A 23,654-nucleotide genomic window follows, 5' to 3' on the forward strand; every position below is an offset into this window, starting at 1 on the left:
TCTCCTGATTATGTGGCGCGGCGCAGATTTGTGACGCAGAACGTCACGAATGGCACGCCCACGCTGGAGCGTGCGGAACAATAGTCGCCCGCAAGAACACCATCGTGCCCATGCTCCGCGTGGGTATGCCGTTCTGGACGCTCCGCGTCCTCTCCTGATTATGTGGCGCGGCGCAGATTTGTGACGCAGAACGTCACGAATGGCATGCCCACGCTGGAGCATGCGGCGCGAGAGGTGCTCCGGGCCCAAACAAAAACGCCGCAAAGCTCAAGGCTTTGCGGCGTTATGTGTTGCCCAGCCTCAATCAGACCGTATGCAGGTACCAGTTGTACTCAAGGTCGGAGATCGAGTGTTCGAACTCTTCCAGCTCGCTCTCTTTACAGGCGACAAAGATGTCGATGTATTTCGGATCGATGTACTTGGCCATGACCGGGTTGTCGTCCAGCTCGCGCAGTGCGTCGCGCAGGTTGTTCGGCAGGCTTTGTTCGTGCTGTTCGTACGAGTTGCCTTCCACCGGAGCGCCAGGCTCGATCTTGTTGACCAGACCGTGATGCACGCCTGCCAGCACCGAAGCCATGACCAGATACGGGTTGGCATCGGCACCGGCTACGCGGTGTTCGATACGCACGGCATCGGCCGAACCGGTTGGCACGCGGACCGCGACCGTGCGGTTGTCCAGGCCCCAGGTGGGCGAGTTTGGTACGTAAAACTGAGCACCAAAGCGACGGTACGAGTTGACGTTCGGGCACAGGAACGCCATCTGCGCAGGCAGGGTCTCGAGCACACCGCCGATCGCGTGACGCAATGCGGCGTTCTGCTCGGGATCCTCGCTGGTGAAGATGTTCTTGCCATCGCGATCCAGAATCGAGATGTGGACGTGCAGACCATTACCCGCCTGACCCGGATAGGGCTTGGCCATGAAGGTCGTGTCCATTTCGTGATCGTAGGCGATGTTCTTGATCAGGCGCTTGAGCAGCACAGCGTAGTCGCACGCCTTGATAGCGTCTGCGACGTGGTGCAGGTTCACTTCGAACTGCGCAGGGGCACTTTCCTTGACGATGGCGTCGGCAGGAATGCCTTGCTCCTTCGCACCTTCCAGAATGTCCTGCAGGCAATCGACGTATTCGTCGAGGTCATCGATCAGGTAGACCTGTGTCGAGTACGGGCGCTTGCCGGAGATAGGGGAGCGGGGCGGTTGCGGACGGCCGTTCACATTCTCCTGATCGATCAGGTAGAACTCCAGCTCGAAGGCGGCGCAGATGGTCAGGCCCATTTCATCGAACTTGGCGACCACCTGGCGCAAGACTTCGCGCGGGTCGGCGAAAAACGGGTCACCTTCGATTTCGTGCATGGTCATCAGCAGTTGCGCGGTAGGGCGCTTTTGCCAAGGCTCGTTGCACAGGGTGTCAGGGATGGGATAACAGATTCGGTCAGCATCACCGATATCCAGGCCCAGACCGGTGCTTTCCACCGTGGAGCCGTTGATATCCAGGGCAAATAAAGAGGCCGGCAGGTTGATGCCTTTCTCGTAAACCTTATGGAGGCTGGTGCGCTCGATGCGTTTGCCACGCACCACACCATTCATATCTGCAATCAGAAGGTCAACGTACAGAACCTCAGGATGTTCCTTAAGGAACGCGTTCGCTTCGTTAAGCTGAACGGCACGCGGGGGTACCGACATGATGCAACACCTTTGTTGTTAAAAATATCAATCATCAATGATTGCGGATCTCAGTCAATCCGAAAGCCATGATGAAGTCAATAGAGCCTTTTTTGCCCTAAAACTGCGCCAGATGGCCTTTTTTGCCGCTATTTAGGGCGTTTTATCGTGTTTCTATTCAGTCTTGATCGCCAGCGTGAGCGGCCTGTCTTCTATTTTTAACGGGTTATTGTATAAAAAAATGAACGAGGCTAAGCTCGATCGCAACCCAATAGAGCAACAATAGCGGGGGGTCCAATGCTTCACCTTCCCTTGGTCGGCACGCGGATATCGAGTCCGCATAGCGGTCATCATGCCTGTGATACCCATGCTCGTGGTGAACTGACGCACTTTGCTACACACCTGAACGACCGTTCGGGCTCGCCTGCTCTACGCTCAAGACCTGACATTACCACTATAACCGCGTCGCCAGTGTTATGGCGGCCGTCTGGAACTCCGGCTCTGCAGGTGTCACCTTACCCCTAATCGGCGCCTGCCGAAACGAGTTGTACACCGTGACGCCGACGCGTCGAAAAAACGCCTGATCACGATCAGGACAAGAAAACCCTGAGGTATTTATGAGTACCAACCTCGACCAGCTCACCGATTGGTTGAAAGAACACAAGATTACCGAAGTCGAATGCATGGTGTCCGACCTCACTGGCATCACGCGTGGCAAGATCTCGCCGACCAACAAGTTCATCGCTGAAAAGGGCATGCGCCTGCCTGAAAGCGTGCTGTTGCAGACAGTGACCGGCGACTACGTAGAAGACGACATCTACTACGAACTGCTCGATCCGGCAGACATCGACATGATCTGCCGCCCCGACCAGAACGCGGTGTATCTGGTGCCCTGGGCCGTCGAGCCCACTGCGCAGGTGATCCACGACACCTACGACAAGCAGGGCAACCCCATCGAGCTGTCGCCGCGCAACGTATTGAAGAAGGTGCTCAAACTCTACGCCGATCAAGGCTGGCAGCCCATCGTGGCGCCGGAGATGGAGTTTTACCTGACCAAGCGCAGCGACGACCCGGATTACCCGCTGCAACCGCCCATCGGTCGCTCCGGGCGCCCTGAGACCGGTCGCCAATCGTTCTCTATAGAAGCGGCAAACGAATTCGACCCGCTGTTTGAAGACGTCTATGACTGGTGCGAACTGCAGAACCTGGACCTCGACACGCTGATTCACGAAGACGGCACAGCGCAGATGGAAATCAACTTCCGTCACGGCGATGCCCTGTCGCTGGCCGATCAGATTCTGGTGTTCAAGCGCACCATGCGTGAAGCCGCGCTCAAGCACGACGTGGCGGCGACCTTCATGGCCAAGCCCATGACCGGCGAACCGGGCAGCGCCATGCACCTGCACCAGAGCATCATCGACATCGAGACCGGCAAGAACATCTTCTCCAATGAAGACGGGACCATGAGCGAGCTGTTTCTAAACCACGTCGGTGGCCTGCAGAAGTTCATCCCCGAGCTGTTGCCGCTGTTCGCGCCCAACGTCAACTCGTTCCGCCGTTTTCTGCCCGACACCTCGGCACCCGTTAACGTCGAATGGGGCGAAGAAAACCGCACCGTCGGCCTGCGCGTACCGGATGCAGTGCCGCAGAACCGCCGTGTGGAAAACCGTCTGCCGGGTGCAGATGCCAACCCTTATCTGGCGATTGCCGCCAGCCTGCTGTGCGGTTTCATCGGCATGGTCGAAGGCATCAACCCGAGTGCGCCGGTGGTCGGGCGTGGCTACGAGCGGCGCAATCTGCGCTTGCCGTTGACCATCGAAGACGCGCTGGAACGCATGGAAAACAGCAAGACCATCGAGAAGTACCTGGGCAAGAAATTCATCATCGGTTATGTCGCGGTCAAGCGTGCCGAGCATGAAAACTTCAAGCGTGTGATCAGTTCGTGGGAGCGAGAATTCCTGCTCTTCGCTGTCTGATCCCGCAGGGCGCCGCCGCGGTTGATGCGCGGCGCTCTGACTACTGACCTGAAACAAAGGAAGTGCTGCATGAGTGCCAACAACAACCCGCAAACCCTCGAATGGCAGGCCCTGAGTAGCGAGCATCACCTGGCACCGTTCAGCGACTACAAACAATTGAAAGAAAAAGGCCCGCGCATCATCACCCGCGCCGAGGGCGTGTACCTTTGGGACAGCGAGGGCCACAAGATCCTCGACGGCATGTCCGGTCTGTGGTGCGTGGCCATTGGCTATGGCCGCGAAGAACTGGCCGATGCTGCCAGCAAGCAGATGCGTGAGCTGCCGTACTACAACCTGTTCTTCCAGACTGCTCACCCGCCGGTGCTGGAGCTGGCCAAAGCCATTTCCGAGATCGCTCCGCAGGGCATGAACCATGTGTTCTTCACCGGTTCAGGCTCCGAAGGCAATGACACGATGCTGCGCATGGTTCGTCATTACTGGGCGTTGAAAGGCCAGCCGAACAAGAAAACCATCATCAGCCGCGTCAACGGTTATCACGGCTCCACGGTCGCCGGTGCCAGCCTTGGCGGCATGACGTACATGCACGAACAGGGCGACCTGCCGATACCGGGTATCGCTCATATTCCGCAGCCCTACTGGTTCGGTGAAGGCGGCGACATGACGCCCGACGAATTCGGTGTGTGGGCCGCCGAGCAACTGGAAAAGAAAATCCTCGAGCTGGGTGTCGAGAACGTCGCTGCGTTCATTGCCGAGCCGGTTCAGGGGGCAGGCGGCGTGATCGTTCCGCCTGAATCCTACTGGCCAAAAATCAAAGAGATTCTGTCGCGCTACGACATCCTGTTTGCCGCCGATGAGGTGATCTGTGGTTTCGGGCGCACCGGTGAGTGGTTCGGTAGCGATTTTTACGGCCTCAAGCCCGACATGATGACCATCGCCAAAGGCCTTACCTCCGGTTATGTGCCGATGGGCGGCCTGATCGTGCGCGACGAGATCGTCGCGGTGCTCAACGAGGGCGGTGATTTCAATCATGGCTTTACCTACTCGGGGCACCCGGTGGCGGCAGCCGTCGCACTGGAGAACATTCGCATTCTGCGCGAAGAAAGGATTGTCGAACGGGTGAAGTCGGAAACGGCACCTTATTTGCAAAAGCGTTTGCGTGAACTGAACGATCATCCGCTGGTAGGTGAAGTGCGGGGCGTCGGGTTGCTGGGGGCCATCGAGCTGGTGAAAGACAAAGTCACCCGCGAGCGCTACACCGACAAGGGCGCGGGCATGATCTGTCGAACCTTCTGCTTCGAGAATGGCCTGATCATGCGCGCCGTGGGCGACACGATGATCATTGCGCCGCCACTGGTGATCAGTTTCGCGCAAATCGATGAGCTGGTGGAGAAGGCGCGTACGTGCCTGGATCTGACGCTGGCCGTACTGCAGAGCTGAATCCGCAAAAAGTGCGGGGATGTGCGTTGTTTAACGAGGGGCGGCTTGAAAGCCTGCTCCGGAACTTGCCAGACTAATGGCTACACGCCGCCAATCGACGGTCAGTGATAAAAATACATTGGAGCTACGCATGAAAAAATTTGGCAAGACCCTTCTCGCGCTGTCCCTGATGGGCGTTGTGGCCACTGCTGCGCAGGCCGATGACAAAGTGCTGCACGTCTATAACTGGTCCGATTACATCGCGCCGGACACCGTTGCCAAGTTCGAGAAAGAGTCGGGCATCAAGGTGGTTTACGACGTTTTCGACAGCAACGAGACGCTGGAAGCCAAATTGCTCGCTGGCAAGTCCGGTTATGACATCGTCGTACCGTCCAACAACTTCCTCGCCAAGCAGATCAAGGCGGGCGTTTATCAGGAGCTGGACAAGTCCAAACTGCCGAACTGGAAGAACCTGAACGAATCCTTGCTCAAGGCCGTGTCGGTCAGCGACCCGGACAACAAGCACGCCTTCCCTTACATGTGGGGCTCGATCGGTATCGGCATCAACCCGGACAAGGTCAAGGCCGCGCTGGGTGCTGACGCGCCGGTCAACTCGTGGGACTTGCTGTTCAAGCCCGAGAACGCCGCCAAGCTGAAGTCGTGCGGCATCAGCTTCCTCGATTCGCCAACCGAAATGCTGCCAATCGCGCTGCATTACCTGGGCTACCCGACCGACTCTCAGGACAAGAAGCAGCTTGCCGAAGCCGAAGCGCTGTTCATGAAGATTCGCCCATCGATTGGTTACTTCCACTCGTCCAAGTACATCTCGGACCTGGCCAACGGCAACATCTGTGTCGCGGTCGGTTACTCGGGTGACATCTATCAGGCCAAGTCGCGCGCTGCTGAGGCCGGTGGCAAGGTCAAAGTTGCTTACAACATTCCCAAAGAAGGTGCCGGCAGCTTCTACGACATGGTTGCCATCCCCAAGGATGCCGAAAACGTTGAAGGTGCCTACAAGTTCATGACCTTCCTGATGAAGCCGGAAATCATGGCTGAAATCACCAACGCCGTGCGCTTCCCGAACGGTAACGCTGCTGCTACGGCGCTGGTCGACAAGGAAATCACCGGCGATCCTGGCGTTTACCCGCCTGCTGACGTACAGGCCAAGCTGTATGCAATCGCCGACCTGCCTGCTGCCACGCAACGGATCATGACCCGCAGCTGGACCAAGATTAAGTCAGGTAAATAAGCCTGTCATCAAACCTGTGGATGCTGCGTAGCCCTGGCCGCGCAGCTTCCAACAGACAGGAACATCGCCTAAACCTTTGCTGGTTGGACGCATAGACGGTAAGTTGCGCGCCGGTTTGGTTTTCCGGACGCCCTCCGGCGCTCAGACCCCTCTGCTAAAAGGACTCATTCTTTGTCTATTTCTATTTTTTCCAAAGCCTTGCTGGCGGCTGCCGGCCTGACACTGACCCTCAGTGCCCAGGCTGAATCCACCGTGCATATTTATAACTGGTCCGATTACATCGGCAAGACCACTCTGGCAGACTTCAAAGCCGCTACCGGCATCAAGCCTGTGTACGACGTGTTCGACTCCAACGAAACCCTGGAAGCCAAGCTGCTGGCCGGGCGCACCGGCTACGACGTGGTGGTGCCGTCCAATCACTTCCTCGGCAAGCAGATCAAGGCGGGCGCGTTCCAGAAGCTCGACAAGTCGCTGCTGCCCAACTACAAAAACCTCGACCCTGCGCTGCTCAAGCGTCTGGAGAAAAACGATCCGGGCAACCAGTACGCTGTCCCGTACCTGTGGGGCACCAACGGCATCGGTTATAACGTCGACAAGGTCAAGGCGGTGCTCGGTGTCGACAAGATCGACTCCTGGTCGGTGCTGTTCGAGCCTGAGAACATCAAGAAGCTGTCCAGTTGCGGCGTAGCGTTTCTTGATTCCGCCGATGAAATGCTGCCAGCCATGCTCAACTACCTGGGGCTGGACCCCAACAGCACCAAGGAAGCCGATTACAAGAAGGCCGAAGCCAAGCTGATGGCGATTCGTCCTTACGTAACCTATTTCCACTCGTCCAAATACATCACCGATCTGGCTAACGGCGATATATGCGTTGCCGCAGGTTTCTCGGGCGATGTGTTCCAGGCCAAGGCTCGTGCAGAAGAAGCGGGCAAGGGCGTGAAGCTCGCTTACAGCACCCCGAAAGAGGGCGGCAACCTGTGGTTCGACATGCTGGCGATTCCGGCGGACTCGAAAAACGTCAAAGCCGCCAGCGCCTTCATCAACTACATGCTTGACCCCAAAGTCATTGCCCAGGTCAGCGATGAAGTCGGCTATGCCAACCCTAATCCCGCCTCCGGCGAGTTCATGGAACAGAAAATTCGTACTGACGCAGCGGTCTACCCGCCTCAGGAAGTGCTGGACCGTCTGTTCGTGAACAGCGAGTTGCCACCCAAGGTGCAACGTCTCATGACCCGCAGCTGGACCAAGGTCAAGTCGGGCAAATAACTATTCAGCACCCGGCCGCATTGGCCGGGTTGCCTACCTGTTGGGAGTTTCACCCATGGCAGTTGCCTCCGGCGCCTACAAGAAAGCCCTCGAAGGCGGTCAGCAACCCAAAGAGGTGCTGGTCAGGATCGATAGGGTCACCAAGAAGTTCGACGAGACGATTGCGGTGGACGATGTGTCCCTGCAGATCAACAAGGGCGAAATCTTCGCCCTGCTTGGCGGCTCTGGCTCCGGCAAGTCCACGCTGCTGCGCATGCTGGCCGGTTTCGAGCGCCCGACCGAGGGGCGTATCTACCTCGACGGCGTCGACATCACCGACATGCCGCCGTACGAACGTCCGATCAACATGATGTTTCAGTCCTATGCGCTGTTCCCGCACATGACCGTGGCCGACAACATCGCCTTCGGCCTCAAGCAGGACAAGCTCGCCAAGTCGGAAATCGAAGCCCGTGTGGCCGAAATGCTCAAGCTGGTGCAGATGACCCAGTACGCCAAGCGCAAGCCGCATCAGCTTTCCGGCGGCCAGCGTCAGCGTGTTGCGCTGGCCCGTTCGCTGGCCAAAAAGCCCAAGCTGCTGCTGCTCGATGAACCGATGGGCGCGCTGGACAAGAAACTGCGCTCGCAGATGCAACTGGAGCTGGTGGAGATCATCGAGCGCGTTGGCGTGACCTGCGTGATGGTGACTCACGATCAGGAAGAGGCCATGACCATGGCCGAGCGCATCGCCATCATGCATCTGGGCTGGATCGCGCAGATCGGCAGCCCTATCGACATCTACGAAACCCCTACCAGCCGTCTGGTCTGCGAGTTCATCGGCAGCGTCAACCTGTTCGAGGGTGAAGTGATCGAGGACATGGAAGGCCATGCGCTGATCCGCAGCCCGGAGCTGGAGCGCAACATCTATGTCGGCCACGGCGTCAGTACGTCGGTGGAAGACAAGCACATCACCTACGCATTGCGCCCGGAAAAACTGCTGATCACCGCTGAACAACCCGGTTTCGAATACAACTGGTCGCGCGGCAAGGTCCACGACATTGCCTACCTGGGCGGCCATTCGGTGTTCTACGTCGAACTGCCGGGTGGCAAGCTGGTGCAGTCGTTTGTCGCCAATGCCGAGCGTCAGGGCGCGCGACCTACCTGGGGCGATGAAGTCTACGTCTGGTGGGAAGACGACAGCGGCGTGGTACTGCGCTCATGAAAATACGCAAGATCAAGCGCGCTTTCGAGCGCATAAAGCCCACCGGGCGGCAGATGGTCATCGGTGTGCCGTTCCTCTGGCTGTTCCTGTTCTTTGCCTTGCCGTTTTTGATTGTGCTCAAGATCAGCTTCGCCGAAGCCGACGTCGCGATCCCGCCGTACACCGAGATCTTCAGTTACGCCGACGAAAAGCTGCAGATGGCCCTGAATTTCGCCAACTACACCTTGCTCAGCGGCGATGACCTGTACGTTTCGGCGTACCTGGGTTCGCTGAAAATGGCGTTTATCAGCACCGCGCTGTGCCTGCTGATCGGCTACCCGATGGCCTACGCCATCGCTAGCGCCCGCAAGGACCTGCAGACCGTGCTGTTGCTGCTGATCATGATGCCGACCTGGACCGCGATCCTGATTCGCGTGTATGCGTGGATGGGCATTCTCAGCAACAACGGCCTGCTCAACGCCTTTCTGATGTGGCTGGGCCTGATCGACGCGCCGTTGCAGATCCTCAATACCAACCTGGCGGTGTACATCGGCGTGGTCTATTCCTACCTGCCGTTCATGATCCTGCCGCTCTATGCCAACCTCGTGAAGCACGACACCAGCCTGCTGGAGGCCGCGTCCGACCTGGGCTCCAGCACCTTCAACAGCTTCTGGAAAATCACCGTGCCGCTGTCCAAGAACGGCGTGATCGCTGGCTGCATGCTGGTGTTTATCCCGGTGGTGGGCGAGTTCGTGATCCCCGAACTGCTCGGTGGCCCGGAAACCCTGATGATCGGCCGTGTGCTGTGGCAGGAATTCTTCAACAACCGTGACTGGCCGGTGGCTTCGGCACTGGCGGTCATCATGCTGCTGGTGCTGATCGTGCCCATTATTCTGTTCAACCGCAGTCAGGCCAAAGAGCTGGAGGGCAAGGCATGAACCGCTTTCGATTCTCGAACCTGATGCTGGTTTTCGGCCTGTTGTTCATCTACGCGCCGATGGTGATTCTGGTCATCTACTCGTTCAACGCCTCGCAACTGGTGACGGTCTGGGGCGGTTGGTCGGTGAAATGGTACGTCGGCCTGCTGGACAACTCGCAACTGATGGGCTCGGTGATGCGCTCACTGGAAATCGCCTGCTACACCGCTATTGCGGCAGTGGCATTGGGCACCATGGCCGCGTTCGTCCTGACCCGCATCAGCCGCTTCAAGGGCCGGACGTTCTTCGGCGGGCTGGTCACCGCGCCGCTGGTGATGCCGGAAGTAATCACCGGTCTGTCGCTGTTGCTGCTGTTCGTGGCCATGGCGCAGATGATCGGCTGGCCGCAGGAACGCGGCATCATGACCATCTGGATCGCCCACACGACGTTCTGCGCGGCTTACGTGGCGGTTGTGGTGTCGGCGCGGCTGCGTGAGCTGGACCTGTCGATCGAAGAGGCGGCAATGGACCTGGGCGCGCGCCCGTGGAAGGTGTTCTTCCTGATCACCATCCCGATGATCGCGCCGTCACTGGCTGCCGGGGGCATGATGTCGTTTGCGCTGTCGCTGGACGACCTGGTACTCGCCAGCTTCGTTTCCGGGCCGGGCTCGACGACCTTGCCGATGGAGGTGTTCTCTGCTGTGCGCTTGGGCGTGAAGCCTGAAATCAACGCCGTTGCGAGTCTGATCCTGCTGGCCGTGTCACTGGCGACCTTCCTTGTCTGGTTCTTCACCCGCCGCGCGGAAAACAACCGCAAACGTGCGATCCAGCAAGCCATCGAGGAAAGCGCTGCCGACGCCTGGACGCAGCCTGACCCAAGGCGAGCGCCAGCTGTCTGACAGCTGACGCAGAGCGTCCAGAACTGCATACCTACGCAGAGCGCAGGCACGATGACCAGTCAAATGGCTATCGCTCCCGCGCTCCAGCGTGGGAGCGCAGCTCTGGACGCTCTGCGTCCGATCTTGATAGCGCGGTGCTACGCAGACTTGTGACGCGGAGCGTCACGAAATGCATGCCAACGCGGAGCATTGGCACGATAGTCAAACCCGGTTGTGCCTGATGTACCGTGTGTAACGGTTTCACTGTCGGTTCCCGACAGTTCGAGGACAAGTCCCACACAAGGAATTGTGGCGATCGCTACTCCCCCGGCACCAACCGCAAAACGCCTTCGGTATGCGCTGCCACATCTTCCTCACTAAAGCGCTGCGGCACGTACTCGCCGTTCACAAACGCCTTGGCCTGATCCGAATAGTGCTTGTCGAACGGTACACCGCTCTGGCCTACCGGGTTGATGCCCAGGCTGTGGGCCGGGTCGGCGAAGTCTATGAGGCGGCGGGTCGAGGGGCCGTAGCCGACGGGCCACGGGGCAGGGCGGATGCTGGAGGACAGGTTGTTCGGTACTTCGTGAGTGCCCGGCGCAGCATACGGGCCGACGTTGAAAATACTGTCCAGCGGCTTCTGCGAGCCCAGCGGATGACCTTGGGTCAAAGTGTGAGCCTTGCCCCAGAGCCATTCATCCGGATTGGTGCCGTACAGCGATCGCAAGTGCGAAACGCTGGCCCGCCAGGCCACCTTGACGGTGTTGGCGCGGCTTTCTTCGTGGGGCGAATTGCGGTTGTTCCACCACGGCGAATCGGCATCGGCGGCCAGGCGTGGCAAGGCGGAGTCCAGTGCGCGGGTCGACAGCAAGGTTTCAAACAGCGCATCGCCCAGTTCGTCGTGGAAAGTCTCTTCAGTCAGGTCGAAGAGGAACTGGTTGAACAGCGTGGCACCCACCGAATCAACCGGGTAATCACCTTTCCAGCTGGCCAGCCGCTCGACCAGCGCGAGTTCGTCCGGGTCGCTGATCACGCTGCGCAGCACCGGAATCAGCGGCCTGAGAATGCTCGGGGCGTAATCGGTCTGTGTGCTCAACTGCAAGGCCTTGCTGGCCGCCAGGTCCCACTTGATGCTGGAATCACTCAGTTGCCGGTTGAGTTCCTGGCCGCGCTCAGCCGGGTTGTAATACCCCGGGATCTGCATGCCGGTCGGCGACAGTGGCTGGAAGTTGGCTGACACGATGTAGCCACGCGCCGGGTTTTCTTCGTGCGGGTTGGCGCTGAACGGGTAGAAACCCAGTTTATCGGCCTGCGCGGTGCTGCCATCCAGAATGAAACCCGGGTTGACGCCTTCCGGGCGGATCGGCAGTTGCGCCGCTGCCCACCAGCCAATGTCGCCCTTGGCGTTGGCCCAGACGATATTAAGGCCCGGCGACTGGATCTTCTCGGCGGCGCTGCGCATCTTGTCCAGCGTGTCGGCGCGATTGGCCTCGTAGAAACCATCAAGCACCGGGTTGGCGGACACCAGAAATGACCACCACATTGCAATCGGCGTCTGACCGGCATTCTTGCCCATCACGTTATTGACGATAGGGCCGTGCGGCGACTCAATCAGGGTCAGCGTGACCGGGGCCTGACCTTTGACCGCGATCTGCTGCTCGGTACGCTTCATGTCCACCCATTGGCCGTGATACCAGACCTGATTGGGGTTGTCGGGGTTGGTCTTTTCGGCGATCAGGTCAACGTCGTCGTTTTGAAACATGGTCAGGCTCCAGCCGAAATCCATGTTGTGGCCCAGAAACGCGAACGGGTTGAGCGCCGGAAAGTGACCGTACAGCTCAAAGCCTGGCGCAGACAGCTGCGCCTCGTACCATACCGAGGGCACCGAGAAGCGGATGTGCGGATCGCCCGCAAGAATAGGTTTACCGCTTTGCGTGCGGCTGCCGGAAATCGCCCAGGCGTTGCTGCCCTCGAATTGCGGCAGGCCTGCGTCTTCCAGCGCCTTGTGGCTCAACTGTGCCAGTTCAGCCAGGCCTTTCCAGTCGGCGCTGGCCAGTGCCGGTTTTGCGCCCAGCATACCGTCCGGGTGCCAGTCCAGATCGAACACTTTCAAATACTGCGGGCCAAGCTGGTCGCGCACGTAGGTCAGCAGTGGCTCGGTGCGGAACGCGGCGGCAAAACTGTACGCCAGATAGCCGCCGATGCTGAGCGTGTCTTCGGCAGTGAAGCGCCGCCTGGGGATGCCCAGCACGTCAAACTCCATTGGCCTTGCGTGGGTGTCCTGGTACTGATTGATGCCGTCGATGTAGGCTTCCAGCGCTTTCCAGGTCGCAGTGGTCTTGTCCTGGTGTGCGACGTATGCGTCAGCATGCTCGCGGATGCGCAGGGTGCGAAACAGTTTGTCGGTCTCGAGCAGATTCGGCCCGAGTATTTCGGCCAGTTCGCCACGCGCCAGACGACGCAGCATTTCCATCTGGAACAGCCGGTCCTGGGCATGGGCGTAACCCAGCGCACGGTACAGATCGGCTTCGTTTTCAGCCCGTATGTGCGGTACGCCGCGCTCGTCGTAACGCAGGGTGACGGGCGCTTGAAGACGGCTCATGGCGATCTCGCCATCGCGGACCGGCTGCTTGCTGTTCACGTACCAGCCTGCGCCGCCGGCGATGATGGCACTAATAATGGCTAGAATGACAAGGCTGCGTTTCATCCGGGTTCTCGAAAATTACAACTGGCAGGGGCCATGCAGGCTACAGTTTCAAAAGTGCAATCAGCTAGCGACAAAGCCGGGTCTCTCGACTGAGCGGGTGGCTGAGTCAGTCTGCAAGCTTGCGGCAATTGTCGTTACGACACCATGAAGCTTTGCGGCAAACTGGCGAATATCACGACAGTCGATTATGGCGGCATAGCTTGCCATGCCGGAGTAGACAGAAGAATATCGTTACACAACTTTACGATTTCCTTGCCGGAATCTGGAAACCCCATGTCCGCCACGTTCGACCCCGATAATCTGCGAGCCAGCCTGCTGGCGCTGAACGTTATTGACCCCCTTTCTCTGGACGGTCAGGCGTATCAGCGCTTCTACGGTCTTGCAGGCCTTGGCGGTGAAAATGTGGTGCGCAGCTGGCTTGGTCGCCTTGATGTTGACGGCTATGAGATTGTCGGGCAAGTGTGGCTGCCCGAAAGCCCGGTCGCGACGCTGTTTCTGTTTCATGGTTTCTACGACCACATGGGCCTGTACCGGCATGTCATCGAATGGGCGCTGACCCAGGGTTTTGCAGTGATCTCCTGCGACCTGCCAGGGCATGGATTATCCAGCGGCAGCCGTGCCAGCATCAACGATTTCGCCGAATATCAGGTGGTATTGCAGCGCCTGCTGCTTGAAGCCGGCTCCTTGGGGCTGCCGCACCCCTGGCATCTGTGCGGGCAAAGCACGGGTGGCGCGATTGTGATCGATCACTTGCTGCATCAGGGCGCAGAGTCTCCGGCGCAAGGTGAAGTCATTCTGCTGGCACCCTTGGTCAGGCCGCGTGCATGGGGCTGGTCGCGTTTCAGTTATCGCCTGCTCAAGCCCTTCGTGAGCGGCATTGCCCGGCGCTTCACCGAGAACTCGAACGCGCCGGCGTTCCTGCCTTTTCTGCTGGCCGACCCGTTGCAGCCGCGTCGCCTGCCGACCGCCTGGGTCGGCGCGCTAGCGCAATGGATCGTGCGCGTCGAAAGTGCTCCTCGCAGCCTGCGCAGCCCGATCATCATTCAAGGCGACGCAGACATGACGGTCGATTGGTCGCACAACCTTGCGGTCCTGAAAGACAAGTTCAGCCAGCCGCACATTCTCATGCTGGGGCACGCCCGGCATCATCTGGCCAACGAAACGCCGGAATTGCGGGCCAGGTACTTTGATTTCGTGAAAGGGCGGCTGGGCTAGGTTTTCGCAGCCTTGTCTGCCAGCAGCGCCTTTACCTGGCGGCGCAGGCGAAAGTTTTCAGCGGCCAGCACGGCCACCATCAGCAGACCCAGTACGCCAAACGCATCCTGCCCCAGAGAACTCCAGAACAGCCAGGCGAAAAAGGACATTACGATAGCGGTGGCCAGCAGGGCCAGAGAGTCTTTCATGCGATTGCTTCCATTCCTTGACCTCAGGCGCTTGAGGGCCTGAACGGTGTTTACTGTCTGGGATTCAGGCTCGATGCACTTTGCCCCACTGCCAGCCCTGCGCGAATCGCAGCCAGTGCGGCCTGGTAATAGGCTTTGCCTTGCGGCGACTCGGCGAACGTCGAGAACTCTTCAAGCTCCGGGTCGGACAGGTCGCGGTAAACATACAGCAGCGTGTTGTTCAGGTCGGCGCTGATCTGTGCCATCAGGCGTTCGCGCTGGCCTTCGAGCATGCCCTGCGCCTGACCGCCGCCCAACAGGCCGGGGATCATCTGGCTCAGGCTGTCTGCCGCAACGCCTGCAATGGCAAGGCTGACTTCGGCACCGGCCTGTTTGGCGGGCAGCGCCTGGGCCAGATGACCGATCAGCAACTGGCGCGTTGCATCCGCTTGTATGTGCGGGATGCCCTGGGCGTGCTTGGCCAGTTGATCGGCGCGGGTCGCGGTCAGCTCGGCATTGACGATCTTGCGACCCAGCGGTGACTGGAAAAACTGCAGCGATGGTGTGGGGTCATTGAGGCTTTCACGCAGGCGTTTTGAAGCGCGCTGGTCCATTGCCTGCGGGGCGAAACGCTGATTGCTGTTGGCCACCAGCGCCTGAAAAACTGCTGGCGGCAGGTTATTGCTGTAACGCTGCTGGGCCGCTTTGAGAGCATCGTTGAAATGCGCGCGCTGTTCCGGCCAGCCTGCAGCTTTGTACAACTGATCGTAGTTGTCTGCCCAGACAGGCGAGGTGCAGAACATCAACAGCAAAACAAACAAACGACGCATTGGGGACTCCTGTCGGCAGGCCGCTATTCTCCGGGTGTTAGCGTGGATTTGTCGAGTTATGAGTGCCGTTTGCGAATGAAATCTCGCGCCATTGATACCGCGTGTATACGCCTCTGTCGAATTTCAGGGCTTATGGATACTATGCACGTCATGCGCATACCCTCTGACCACCCACTGCTGCTGAGAATCGTCGACGACCTGGCCGCCAATGGCTGGTCGCAGCAGAATATTTTCCTGCCGGAAGCTCTGACCCTCGAGCTTGCGCAAGAGTGCCGCAAACGTGCAGCCGAAGGCGAGCTTGAGCCTGCTGCTGTTGGCAAAGGACCGGCACAGGAAATTCGCGAAGGCATTCGTGGTGATCGTATTCAGTGGCTCGAGCCTGGGCAGGTGGAGTGTTGCGACAGCTACCTGGAACTGATGGACAGCTTGCGCCAGGCGCTCAATCGCGGTCTGTTTCTGGGGCTGCAAGATTACGAAAGCCACTTTGCCCTGTACCCGCCAGGTGCCCGCTACCTGCGGCATGTGGATCGCTTTCGTGACGATGACAAGCGCATGGTGTCGGTGGTGCTCTACCTCAATAATGCCTGGCTGCCGGAGCATGGCGGTCAGTTGCGCATGTACCTCAAGGACGATCTGGCTTATGACGTCCAGCCTGCAGGCGGTTGCCTGGTGGTGTTTCTCTCGGGTGACATTCCCCACGAAGTCATGCCCGCCACCCGTGACCGGCTTTCATTGACCGGCTGGTTCAGGCGTCGAGGCAATGAGCTGTTCCAGTAATGCCGTTATGCCTCATGAAAACTGTTTCATGAATGTGGTGAGCCATTGAGCCCGGCAGCGGTCTATCGTGAGCACACCTGAACCGACGGATTGTCGTGTGCAGGGTCGGACTTACGTCAACTGTAACTGGAGCAATCATGAAATCCTTATTTTCTGGAACGGTGGTAGCAGGTCTGTTGCTGAGTGCGTCCATGCTGGTCAGCGCTGCAGAAATGCCGCAGACCGCATCGCCTGAAGGTGCCGAGGTGTACATCATTTCGCCCAATGATGGCGAAACGGTGACCTCGCCGTTCAAGGTGCAATTCGGCCTCAAAGGCATGGGCGTCGCGCCAGCCGGTGTGGACGTGCCCGAGACCGGTCACCACCACCTGCTGATCGATGTGAAAGACCAGCCCGCCGCAAATATGCCGTTGCCGGTCAGCGACAACATCCGCCACTTCGGCAAAGGCCAGACCGAAACCGAACTCAACCTGCCGCCAGGCCAGCACACTCTGCAATTGCTGATGGGCGACAAAGGCCACATGCCGCTGAACCCTTCGGTCGAGTCGAAGAAGGTCACGATCAATGTGAAGTAGGTAGTTGATTTCACCTGAGAGGGTGTGACGCACAGCGTCACGAACGGCAGTCACGATAATTTCAATTATCGTGCGACGCTCCGCGTCGGCATGCCGTTCCGGACGCTCTGCGTCCGATCTTGAGGGGGCGAGTACCCATGCAGTGCATGGGCACTCTGGTCAGAACGCTCGGATCAGAACAACACGCGGCTGCGGATGGTGCCTTTGATGTGTTGCAGCTTGGCCTGTGCCAGGTCCGAGTACTCGGCGTCAACGTCGATCACCACGTAGCCGACTTTCTCGTTGGTCTGCAAGAACTGACCGGAGATGTTGATGCCGTTTTCGGCGAAGACCTTGTTGATCTCGCTGAGTACGCCCGGGATGTTTTCGTGGATGTGCAGCAGGCGGTGTTTGCCTGGGTGCGCAGGCAGCGCCACTTCCGGGAAGTTGACCGAGGACACCGACGTACCGTTGTCGCTGTACTTGACCAGCTTTTCTGCCACTTCCAGACCAATGTTGGCCTGCGCCTCGGCAGTGGAACCACCGATGTGCGGGGTCAGGATCACGTTGTCCAGGCCACGCAGCGGGCTTTCAAAGATGTCGTCGTTTGAACGTGGCTCGACCGGGAACACGTCAATGGCAGCGCCGATCAGGTGTTTGTCCTTGATCGCGTCAGCCAGGGCATCCAGTTCGACGACTGTGCCGCGCGCGGCGTTGATCAGGATGCTGCCCTTTTTCATCGCGCGGATTTCTTTCTCGCCGATCATCCACTGGGTTTCGGTGGTTTCTGGAACGTGCAGCGTGACGATGTCGGACATGCCCAGCAGCTCGTTCAGGCTGGAAACCTGAGTGGCGTTGCCCAGTGGCAACTTGGTCAGCGTGTCGTAGAAATACACCTGCATGCCCAGGCCTTCAGCCAGCACTGACAATTGCGTGCCGATCGAGCCGTAGCCGACGATGCCGAGCTTCTTGCCACGGATCTCGAAGGAGTTGGCCGCGCTCTTGATCCAGCCGCCACGGTGGCAGGACGCGTTCTTTTCCGGGATGCCGCGCAACAGCAGAATCGCCTCGGCCAGCACCAGTTCGGCAACCGAACGGGTATTGGAGTAAGGCGCGTTGAACACCGCAATACCGCGTTCGCGCGCTGCGTTGAGGTCAACCTGATTGGTGCCGATGCAGAAGCAGCCCACTGCGACCAGTTTCTTGGCGCTATCGAACAGCTCTTCGGTCAGTTGGGTGCGGGAGCGGATACCGATAAAGTGAGCGTCGGCGATCTTTTCCTTCAGTTCGGCTTCCGGCAGAGACTTGGTGTGGTACTCGATGCTGGTGTAGCCGGCTGCCTTGAGGACGTCGACAGCGGATTGATGGACGCCTTCGAGAAGAAGGAACTTGATCTTGCTCTTGTCGAGGGAAGTCTTGCTCATCTGCGTAAACCTGTGTCCCGAAGAAAATTGGCAGGGGTGCCCGGATCGGCTCTGGGCACGACTCGCGGGGGGCGTATGCTAGCATATGAGCCCCGCGAAACCTCATTCCAGAACGTGAACCGTTCTCAGGATGCCCATGAATTGTCCGAGAGTTGAGTCGATGACCCATCCCGCTTTGATTGATGAGCTGCAAGCCCTGGCTGACCCCGGCAAGGTGCTGACTGATGCCGGTTCTCTGGAGACCTACGGCAAGGACTGGACCAGGCAGTTCACCCCCGCGCCGCTGGCTATCGTGTTTCCCAAGACCACCGAGCAGGTTCAGGCCATTGTGCGCTGGGCCAATGAGCGTCTGGTCGCGCTGGTGCCGTCTGGCGGGCGCACCGGGTTGTCTGCGGCAGCGGTGGCGGCCAACGGTGAGGTGGTGGTGTCATTCGATTACATGAACCAGGTGCTGGAACTGAATCTCACCGACCGTACGGCAGTTTGCCAGCCGGGCGTGATCACCCGGCAGTTGCAGGCGCTGGCCGAAGACAACGGCCTTTATTACCCGGTCGACTTTGCCTCGTCGGGCTCCAGCCAGATCGGCGGCAATATCGGCACCAATGCGGGCGGGATCAAGGTCATTCGCTACGGTATGACCCGCAACTGGGTGGCTGGCCTCAAAGTGGTCACCGGCAAGGGCGACCTGCTTGAACTGAACAAGGACCTGATCAAGAACGCCACCGGTTACGACCTGCGGCAGTTGTTCATCGGTGCCGAAGGCACGCTGGGGTTCGTGGTCGAAGCCACCATGCGCCTCGACCGCGCGCCGAAAAACCTCACTGCGATGGTGTTGGGCACCACCGATTTCAACTCGATCATGCCCGTGTTGCATGCCTTCCACGGCAAGCTCGACCTGACAGCCTTCGAATTCTTCTCCGACAAGTCTTTCGCCCGGGTCATGGGGCGCGGCGATGTGCCGTCACCCTTTGATACGCCTTGCCCGTTCTATGTGCTGCTGGAATTTGAAGCGACCACCGAAGACCTTGCCGATCAGGCGCTGGCGACCTTTGAGCATTGCGTCGAGCAGGGCTGGGTGCTGGACGGGGTCATGAGCCAAAGCGAGCAGCAGTTGCGCAACCTGTGGAAGCTGCGCGAATACATCTCCGAGACCATCTCGCACTTCACCCCGTACAAGAACGACATCTCGGTCACGGTCTCGAAAGTGCCGGAATTTCTCGCCGAAATCGACGCCATCGTTGCCGAGTACTACCCGGACTTCGAAGTGCTCTGGTACGGCCATATCGGCGACGGCAACCTGCACCTGAACATCCTCAAGCCTGAAAACCTCGACAAGGACGAGTTCTTCGTCAAATGTGCGCGGGTCAACAAATGGGTGTTCGAGACCGTAGAAAAGTACAACGGCTCGATTTCTGCCGAGCATGGCGTCGGGATGACCAAACGCGATTACCTGACGTACAGTCGCTCGCCGGTGGAAATCGAGTACATGAAGGCGTTGAAAGCGGTCTTCGACCCCAACGGCATCATGAACCCCGGCAAGATATTCGCCGTTTGATCCCTGCCGTACCGTGTACCGCCACGCTAAAACAGCCACGCCACACTTATCAGACTGAGGAGACGTCATGAGCTACCAGCACAAATATGTCGATGGAACGAGCATTCACTTCCCGCTGGGCAAAGTGGTCTGCATCGGCCGCAACTATGCCGAGCACGCCAAGGAACTGGGCAACCCGGTGCCCACCGAGCCGCTGCTGTTCATGAAGCCTGGCAGTGCGGTGGTTGCACTGGAAGGCGGTTTCACCATCCCGGCCGATCGTGGCTCGGTGCATTACGAAGCCGAGATTGTGGTGTTGATCGGCAAGCCCCTGAGCAAGAATCCGTCCCGCGAAGAAGTGCTCGACGCGATCAGCGGCTTTGCACCCGGCCTGGACCTGACCCTGCGTGACGTGCAGTCCCGTCTGCGCGAGAAAGGCCTGCCGTGGGAACTGGCCAAGTGCTTCGACGGCGCTGCGGTGATCCCTCCATTCGTCCCGGCTGGCACCTTCACGGACCTGACAGACATCGGCATTCGTCTGACCATCAACGGCAAAGTGGTGCAGGACGGCAACAGCAGCCTGATGCTCAACCCCATCGTGCCGATGATTCAGCACATGGCGGCCAACTTCTCGTTGCAGGCCGGTGACCTGATCATGACCGGTACGCCTGCTGGCGTGGGGCCGTTTGAAGCCGGTGACGAAATCGTTCTGGAACTGACCGGTCAAACGCCATTCACCAGCGTCGTTCGCTGACAGCGCAGCCGTTTCATGCAGTAGCCAAAGCCACGCGGGATCATTCCCGGGTGGCTTTTGTTTGTGGGGTAGTTGATAGTTCAGTCGATTTTGCGTTTTTTTCACACCCGCTCTGGATAATCCTGCCGGCCCTTCACGGGCACCCGTGTCGTCATGAAGTCTCACCTGCTCAGGAACACTTGAATGGCCCTTCCTGCCTCAACGCCGCCTCGCGCTAAAAAACGCTTCGCCTGGATACGCACCCTGCGTTGGTATTGGTGGCTGCTGCTGTTCATCTTGCTGGGCTATGGCCTGTCTCACATCATGCATTGGGATGATCGCGGGCTGCTTTGGCTCAAGGAAAGGTTCGAGAGCAACGAAGAGCGCAGCGCAAGTATCTGGTTGCCGGACTATCATGTAGAGATCGATGCCAAAGCGTTGCCAGGCATGGAAAAAGACGAGGCTTCGGACCTTTCTTATAACCCGATCAGCAAAACGCTGTTCGCGGTCATGGGCAAGAATGCGTTTTTGGTGGAATTGACGCTCAAGGGCGATGTGCTGCGCAAGATTCCGCTGGTCGGCTGGAGCAATCCGGAAGGCGTGGCCGTCATGAATGACGGGCTTATTGCTATCACCGACGAACGTCAACATCAGCTGACCATTGTCAAGGTGACAGCCGATACCACCACCCTGAACATTGCAGACTTCCCCCACTACGAGCTGGGCACGTCGGCCAACAAGAACAAGGGTTTCGAGGGCGTCGCCTGGGACCCGCGTCGTCAGCAACTGCTGCTGGGCGAAGAGCGTCCGCCAGCGTTGTACACCTGGAAGAGCGACGGCAGCAACGTGCTCAAGGGCGACAAGCAGAGCCTTTTGAGTCGCGCTCTGGACATGCGCAACCTGTCGTCACTGAGCATCGATCCGCGCACCGGCCACATGCTGGCGCTTTCAGCAGATTCGCACATGCTGCTGGAAGTGGACGAGCAGGGTAATCAGGTCAGCTTCATGACCCTGCTGGGTGGCATGAATGGCTTGAAAGATACGATTCCTCGCGCAGAAGGTGTTGCGCTGGATGAGGCCGGGACGCTGTACATGGTCAGCGAGCCGAACCTGTTCTATTCGTTTCGCAAGCAGTAAGCCAGGACGGCAACCACATAACTGGTAATCAAATAGCACTACGCCATTAAGCTTGCTTTCAGAATGGCGTGGTATCAATGCCGCCCGCTCAACTTGCCCGAGTCACCTCAATGCGCCGCTCTACCCGCTCTTTACTCCTGCTCATTGCCCTTGTTCCGTTGGCCGGGCTGTTCATGCTCGCCAATGAGCGATACCGCTATGTGGAACGCGTGCTGTTCGACTGGCAAGTGTTCTGGCAATCCGACTCGCTTGAGGCCATTGGCCTTGATCAGTATCGCGCTGTGACAGAAGGTCAGGTCATCAACGGGCTTGAGGACGATGTCTCGGGCCTGAGCTTCGACCCGGACCGCAAAAGCCTGTTCACCGTGACCAACCAGAACCCCGAGCTTGTCGAGCTGAGCCTGGACGGTCGCGTGCTGCGGCGTATTGCGCTGGTGGGTTTTGGTGATGCCGAAGCGGTCGAATACATCAGCCCCGGCGTTTACGTCATCAGTGACGAGCGTCAGTTACGGCTGATTCAGATTCACGTCGATGACAGCACAAAAAGCCTGAACGCCGCCGATGCCGAGCAGCTGACGCTGGGGCTGACGGCCAGCGGCAACAAGGGCTACGAAGGGCTGGCCTATGATTCGCGTGGCAAGCGCCTGTTTGTCGCCCGCGAGCGCGATCCGGTGCAGATCATCGAGGTGCGTGGCTTTCCCCGAGTCAATGCCGATGCGCCGGGCAATCTTCAGGTCATCACCGACGGCAAGCGCGACGGCAAGCTTTCCGTGCGTGATCTTTCCAGCCTGCAATTCGATGAAGTGAGCGGTCACCTGCTGGCGCTGTCCGATGAGTCGAAACGGATTCTGGAACTCGACACCACGGGGCGGCCGATTGGCAGTGGCTCGCTGAAAGAAGGCGATATGGGGTTGAGCAAGAGCGTGCCACAGGCCGAAGGCATGGCCATGGACGACGAAGGGACGTTGTATCTGGTGAGCGAGCCGAACCTGTTCTACGTGTTCCGCAAGCCTTGAGTCGTTGAGGCGCATGCCCACTTTGCGTGGGCATGGCCGGGTGCATCAGCGGGTGAGGGTCTTCACGCCTTCGGCGGTGCCCAGCAGCAGCAGATCAGCCGGGCGCGCGGCGAACAGGCCGTTGGTGACCACGCCGACGATGGCGTTGATGCTCGCTTCCAGCTCCACCGGGTTGGTGATGCTCATGTTGTGCACGTCGATGATGATATTGCCGTTGTCGGTCAGCACGCCTTCACGGTAGACCGGGTCGCCGCCCAGCTTCACCAGTTGCCGCGCAACGTGGCTGCGCGCCATCGGCACAACTTCAACCGGCAGCGGGAATGCGCCCAGCACTGGCACCAGCTTGCTGCCGTCGGCGATGCAGATGAAGGTCTTGGCCACTGCCGCGACGATCTTCTCGCGAGTCAGTGCTGCACCGCCGCCTTTGATCAGGTTCAGATGCTCGTCGCTTTCATCGGCGCCATCGACGTAGAACTCCAGGTCGCTGACGGTGTTCAGCTCATAGACCGGAATACCGTGGCCCTTGAGGCGTGCAGCGGTGGCTTCGGAGCTGGCGACTGCGCCGTCGAACGCACCCTTGTGTTTGGCCAGTGCATCAATGAAGCAGTTGGCTGTGGAACCGGTGCCGACGCCCACAATGCTCTTGTCGTCGAGCTTTGGAAGGATGAAATCGACAGCGGCTTGGGCGACTGTCTGTTTGAGTTGATCCTGGGTCATGCGGGCTCCACGGTGCCTGATGTAGGTAAATGAGAGGTTTCTGGAAAAGGCGGGACGCAAAAAGGCCCGTATTATAGCGGCGACTGCACCGCAAAGCCTTGTCATTCGTATGGTCGTCTTTCGGCACGCAGGGTAGACTTCCCGACCTTGCCCGCTTCGTCAGTGATGCCGCCCCCGATGCTTGAACAATACGTCAAGAAAATCCTCACCTCGCGCGTCTACGACGTAGCGGTCGAAACCCCGCTGCACGGCGCCCGCCAGCTGTCCGAGCGGCTGGGCAATCAGGTGCTGCTCAAGCGCGAAG

The 23,654-nt window shown here is 59.0% G+C and carries 21 protein-coding genes; 15 read left to right on the top strand and 6 right to left on the bottom strand.

Features of this window, described 5'->3' with window-relative positions; genetic code table 11:
* Positions 1–304 precede the first annotated feature (304 nt).
* On the bottom strand, positions 305–1,681 hold the full coding sequence (locus QRN38_RS27070; protein WP_057418215.1) for a glutamine synthetase family protein: 1,377 nt from the start codon (positions 1,679–1,681) through the stop codon (positions 305–307).
* A 596-nt stretch (positions 1,682–2,277) separates the two neighbouring features.
* Between QRN38_RS27070 and QRN38_RS27075 the strand changes: the two genes are divergently transcribed.
* The 7 genes from QRN38_RS27075 to QRN38_RS27105 all read left to right on the top strand — a co-directional run bounded on the left by QRN38_RS27075 (position 2,278) and on the right by QRN38_RS27105 (position 10,560).
* Positions 2,278–3,636 (top strand): glutamine synthetase family protein, encoded by a 1,359-nt coding sequence (locus QRN38_RS27075; RefSeq protein WP_003382103.1) that lies wholly within the window; start codon positions 2,278–2,280, stop codon positions 3,634–3,636.
* Positions 3,637–3,705: 69 nt separating this feature from the next.
* A complete protein-coding gene (locus QRN38_RS27080) occupies positions 3,706–5,073 on the top strand; it encodes an aspartate aminotransferase family protein (RefSeq protein WP_007247424.1) in 1,368 nt (455 codons plus the stop codon).
* 130 nt (positions 5,074–5,203) lie between these two features.
* A complete protein-coding gene (locus tag QRN38_RS27085) occupies positions 5,204–6,301 on the top strand; it encodes a polyamine ABC transporter substrate-binding protein (RefSeq protein ID WP_005767078.1) in 1,098 nt (365 codons plus the stop codon).
* Between the two features lie 171 nt (positions 6,302–6,472).
* On the top strand, positions 6,473–7,567 hold the full coding sequence (locus tag QRN38_RS27090; RefSeq protein ID WP_024665939.1) for a polyamine ABC transporter substrate-binding protein: 1,095 nt from the start codon (positions 6,473–6,475) through the stop codon (positions 7,565–7,567).
* Positions 7,568–7,622: 55 nt separating this feature from the next.
* The gene (potA, locus tag QRN38_RS27095) at positions 7,623–8,765 is read left to right on the top strand and encodes a polyamine ABC transporter ATP-binding protein (RefSeq protein WP_005737104.1); all 1,143 of its coding nucleotides are present in this window, start codon (positions 7,623–7,625) and stop codon (positions 8,763–8,765) included.
* Positions 8,762–9,682 (top strand): ABC transporter permease subunit, encoded by a 921-nt coding sequence (locus QRN38_RS27100; RefSeq protein ID WP_005767073.1) that lies wholly within the window; start codon positions 8,762–8,764, stop codon positions 9,680–9,682. Before potA ends, QRN38_RS27100 begins: the two co-directional genes overlap by 4 nt.
* Positions 9,679–10,560: an ABC transporter permease subunit gene (locus tag QRN38_RS27105; RefSeq protein WP_005767071.1), complete on the top strand. Its 882-nt coding sequence runs from the start codon at positions 9,679–9,681 to the stop codon at positions 10,558–10,560. The genes QRN38_RS27100 and QRN38_RS27105 overlap by 4 nt, the downstream gene beginning before the upstream one ends.
* A gap of 298 nt (positions 10,561–10,858) precedes the next feature.
* Here the strand turns inward: QRN38_RS27105 and QRN38_RS27110 are convergent, their stop codons facing one another.
* The gene (locus QRN38_RS27110) at positions 10,859–13,246 is read right to left on the bottom strand and encodes a penicillin acylase family protein (RefSeq protein ID WP_057418214.1); all 2,388 of its coding nucleotides are present in this window, start codon (positions 13,244–13,246) and stop codon (positions 10,859–10,861) included.
* Between the two features lie 273 nt (positions 13,247–13,519).
* On the opposite strand from QRN38_RS27110, the gene bipL reads away from it, so the two are divergent.
* Positions 13,520–14,461 carry a phospholipase BipL gene (gene bipL, locus QRN38_RS27115; RefSeq protein WP_005767067.1) on the top strand — a complete coding sequence of 314 codons (942 nt, stop codon included), beginning with the start codon at positions 13,520–13,522 and terminating at the stop codon, positions 14,459–14,461.
* Here the strand turns inward: bipL and QRN38_RS27120 are convergent.
* Both QRN38_RS27120 and QRN38_RS27125 read right to left on the bottom strand, forming a co-directional pair.
* Positions 14,458–14,649: a hypothetical protein gene (locus tag QRN38_RS27120; protein WP_003382091.1), complete on the bottom strand. Its 192-nt coding sequence runs from the start codon at positions 14,647–14,649 to the stop codon at positions 14,458–14,460. The two genes, bipL and QRN38_RS27120, sit on opposite strands and share 4 nt — an antisense overlap.
* Positions 14,650–14,699: 50 nt before the next feature.
* The gene (locus QRN38_RS27125) at positions 14,700–15,458 is read right to left on the bottom strand and encodes a DUF2059 domain-containing protein (RefSeq protein ID WP_057418213.1); all 759 of its coding nucleotides are present in this window, start codon (positions 15,456–15,458) and stop codon (positions 14,700–14,702) included.
* Positions 15,459–15,599: 141 nt separating this feature from the next.
* On the opposite strand from QRN38_RS27125, the gene QRN38_RS27130 reads away from it, so the two are divergent.
* Positions 15,600–16,235: a 2OG-Fe(II) oxygenase gene (locus tag QRN38_RS27130; RefSeq protein ID WP_024666025.1), complete on the top strand. Its 636-nt coding sequence runs from the start codon at positions 15,600–15,602 to the stop codon at positions 16,233–16,235.
* Positions 16,236–16,372: 137 nt separating this feature from the next.
* Complete coding sequence (locus QRN38_RS27135; RefSeq protein WP_005767059.1) at positions 16,373–16,810, top strand: DUF4399 domain-containing protein; 438 nt, start codon at positions 16,373–16,375, stop codon at positions 16,808–16,810.
* 173 nt (positions 16,811–16,983) lie between these two features.
* Here the strand turns inward: QRN38_RS27135 and serA are convergent, their stop codons facing one another.
* Entirely contained in the window at positions 16,984–18,213 is a 1,230-nt protein-coding gene (gene serA, locus QRN38_RS27140; RefSeq protein WP_003382085.1) for a phosphoglycerate dehydrogenase, read from the bottom strand.
* 160 nt (positions 18,214–18,373) lie between these two features.
* Between serA and QRN38_RS27145 the strand changes: the two genes are divergently transcribed.
* From QRN38_RS27145 to QRN38_RS27160, 4 genes are all read left to right on the top strand, one after another.
* Complete coding sequence (locus tag QRN38_RS27145; RefSeq protein ID WP_007247429.1) at positions 18,374–19,768, top strand: D-2-hydroxyglutarate dehydrogenase; 1,395 nt, start codon at positions 18,374–18,376, stop codon at positions 19,766–19,768.
* 67 nt (positions 19,769–19,835) lie between these two features.
* Positions 19,836–20,501, top strand: a complete 666-nt coding sequence (locus tag QRN38_RS27150) for a fumarylacetoacetate hydrolase family protein (protein ID WP_003382082.1) — start codon at positions 19,836–19,838, stop codon at positions 20,499–20,501.
* A 183-nt stretch (positions 20,502–20,684) separates the two neighbouring features.
* A complete protein-coding gene (locus tag QRN38_RS27155) occupies positions 20,685–21,617 on the top strand; it encodes an SdiA-regulated domain-containing protein (protein ID WP_011105411.1) in 933 nt (310 codons plus the stop codon).
* A 110-nt stretch (positions 21,618–21,727) separates the two neighbouring features.
* The gene (locus QRN38_RS27160) at positions 21,728–22,633 is read left to right on the top strand and encodes an SdiA-regulated domain-containing protein (RefSeq protein ID WP_005767052.1); all 906 of its coding nucleotides are present in this window, start codon (positions 21,728–21,730) and stop codon (positions 22,631–22,633) included.
* A 45-nt stretch (positions 22,634–22,678) separates the two neighbouring features.
* Here the strand turns inward: QRN38_RS27160 and rpiA are convergent, their stop codons facing one another.
* Positions 22,679–23,350 carry a ribose-5-phosphate isomerase RpiA gene (rpiA, locus tag QRN38_RS27165; protein ID WP_057418212.1) on the bottom strand — a complete coding sequence of 224 codons (672 nt, stop codon included), beginning with the start codon at positions 23,348–23,350 and terminating at the stop codon, positions 22,679–22,681.
* A 177-nt stretch (positions 23,351–23,527) separates the two neighbouring features.
* Here rpiA and QRN38_RS27170 point away from each other — a divergent pair.
* The coding region (locus QRN38_RS27170) for a hypothetical protein (protein WP_285362904.1) at positions 23,528–23,654 on the top strand (127 nt) is incomplete at its 3' end.

It is taken from the genome of Pseudomonas sp. CFBP2511 (assembly GCF_030209255.1).
GTDB lineage: Bacteria > Pseudomonadota > Gammaproteobacteria > Pseudomonadales > Pseudomonadaceae > Aquipseudomonas > Aquipseudomonas avellanae.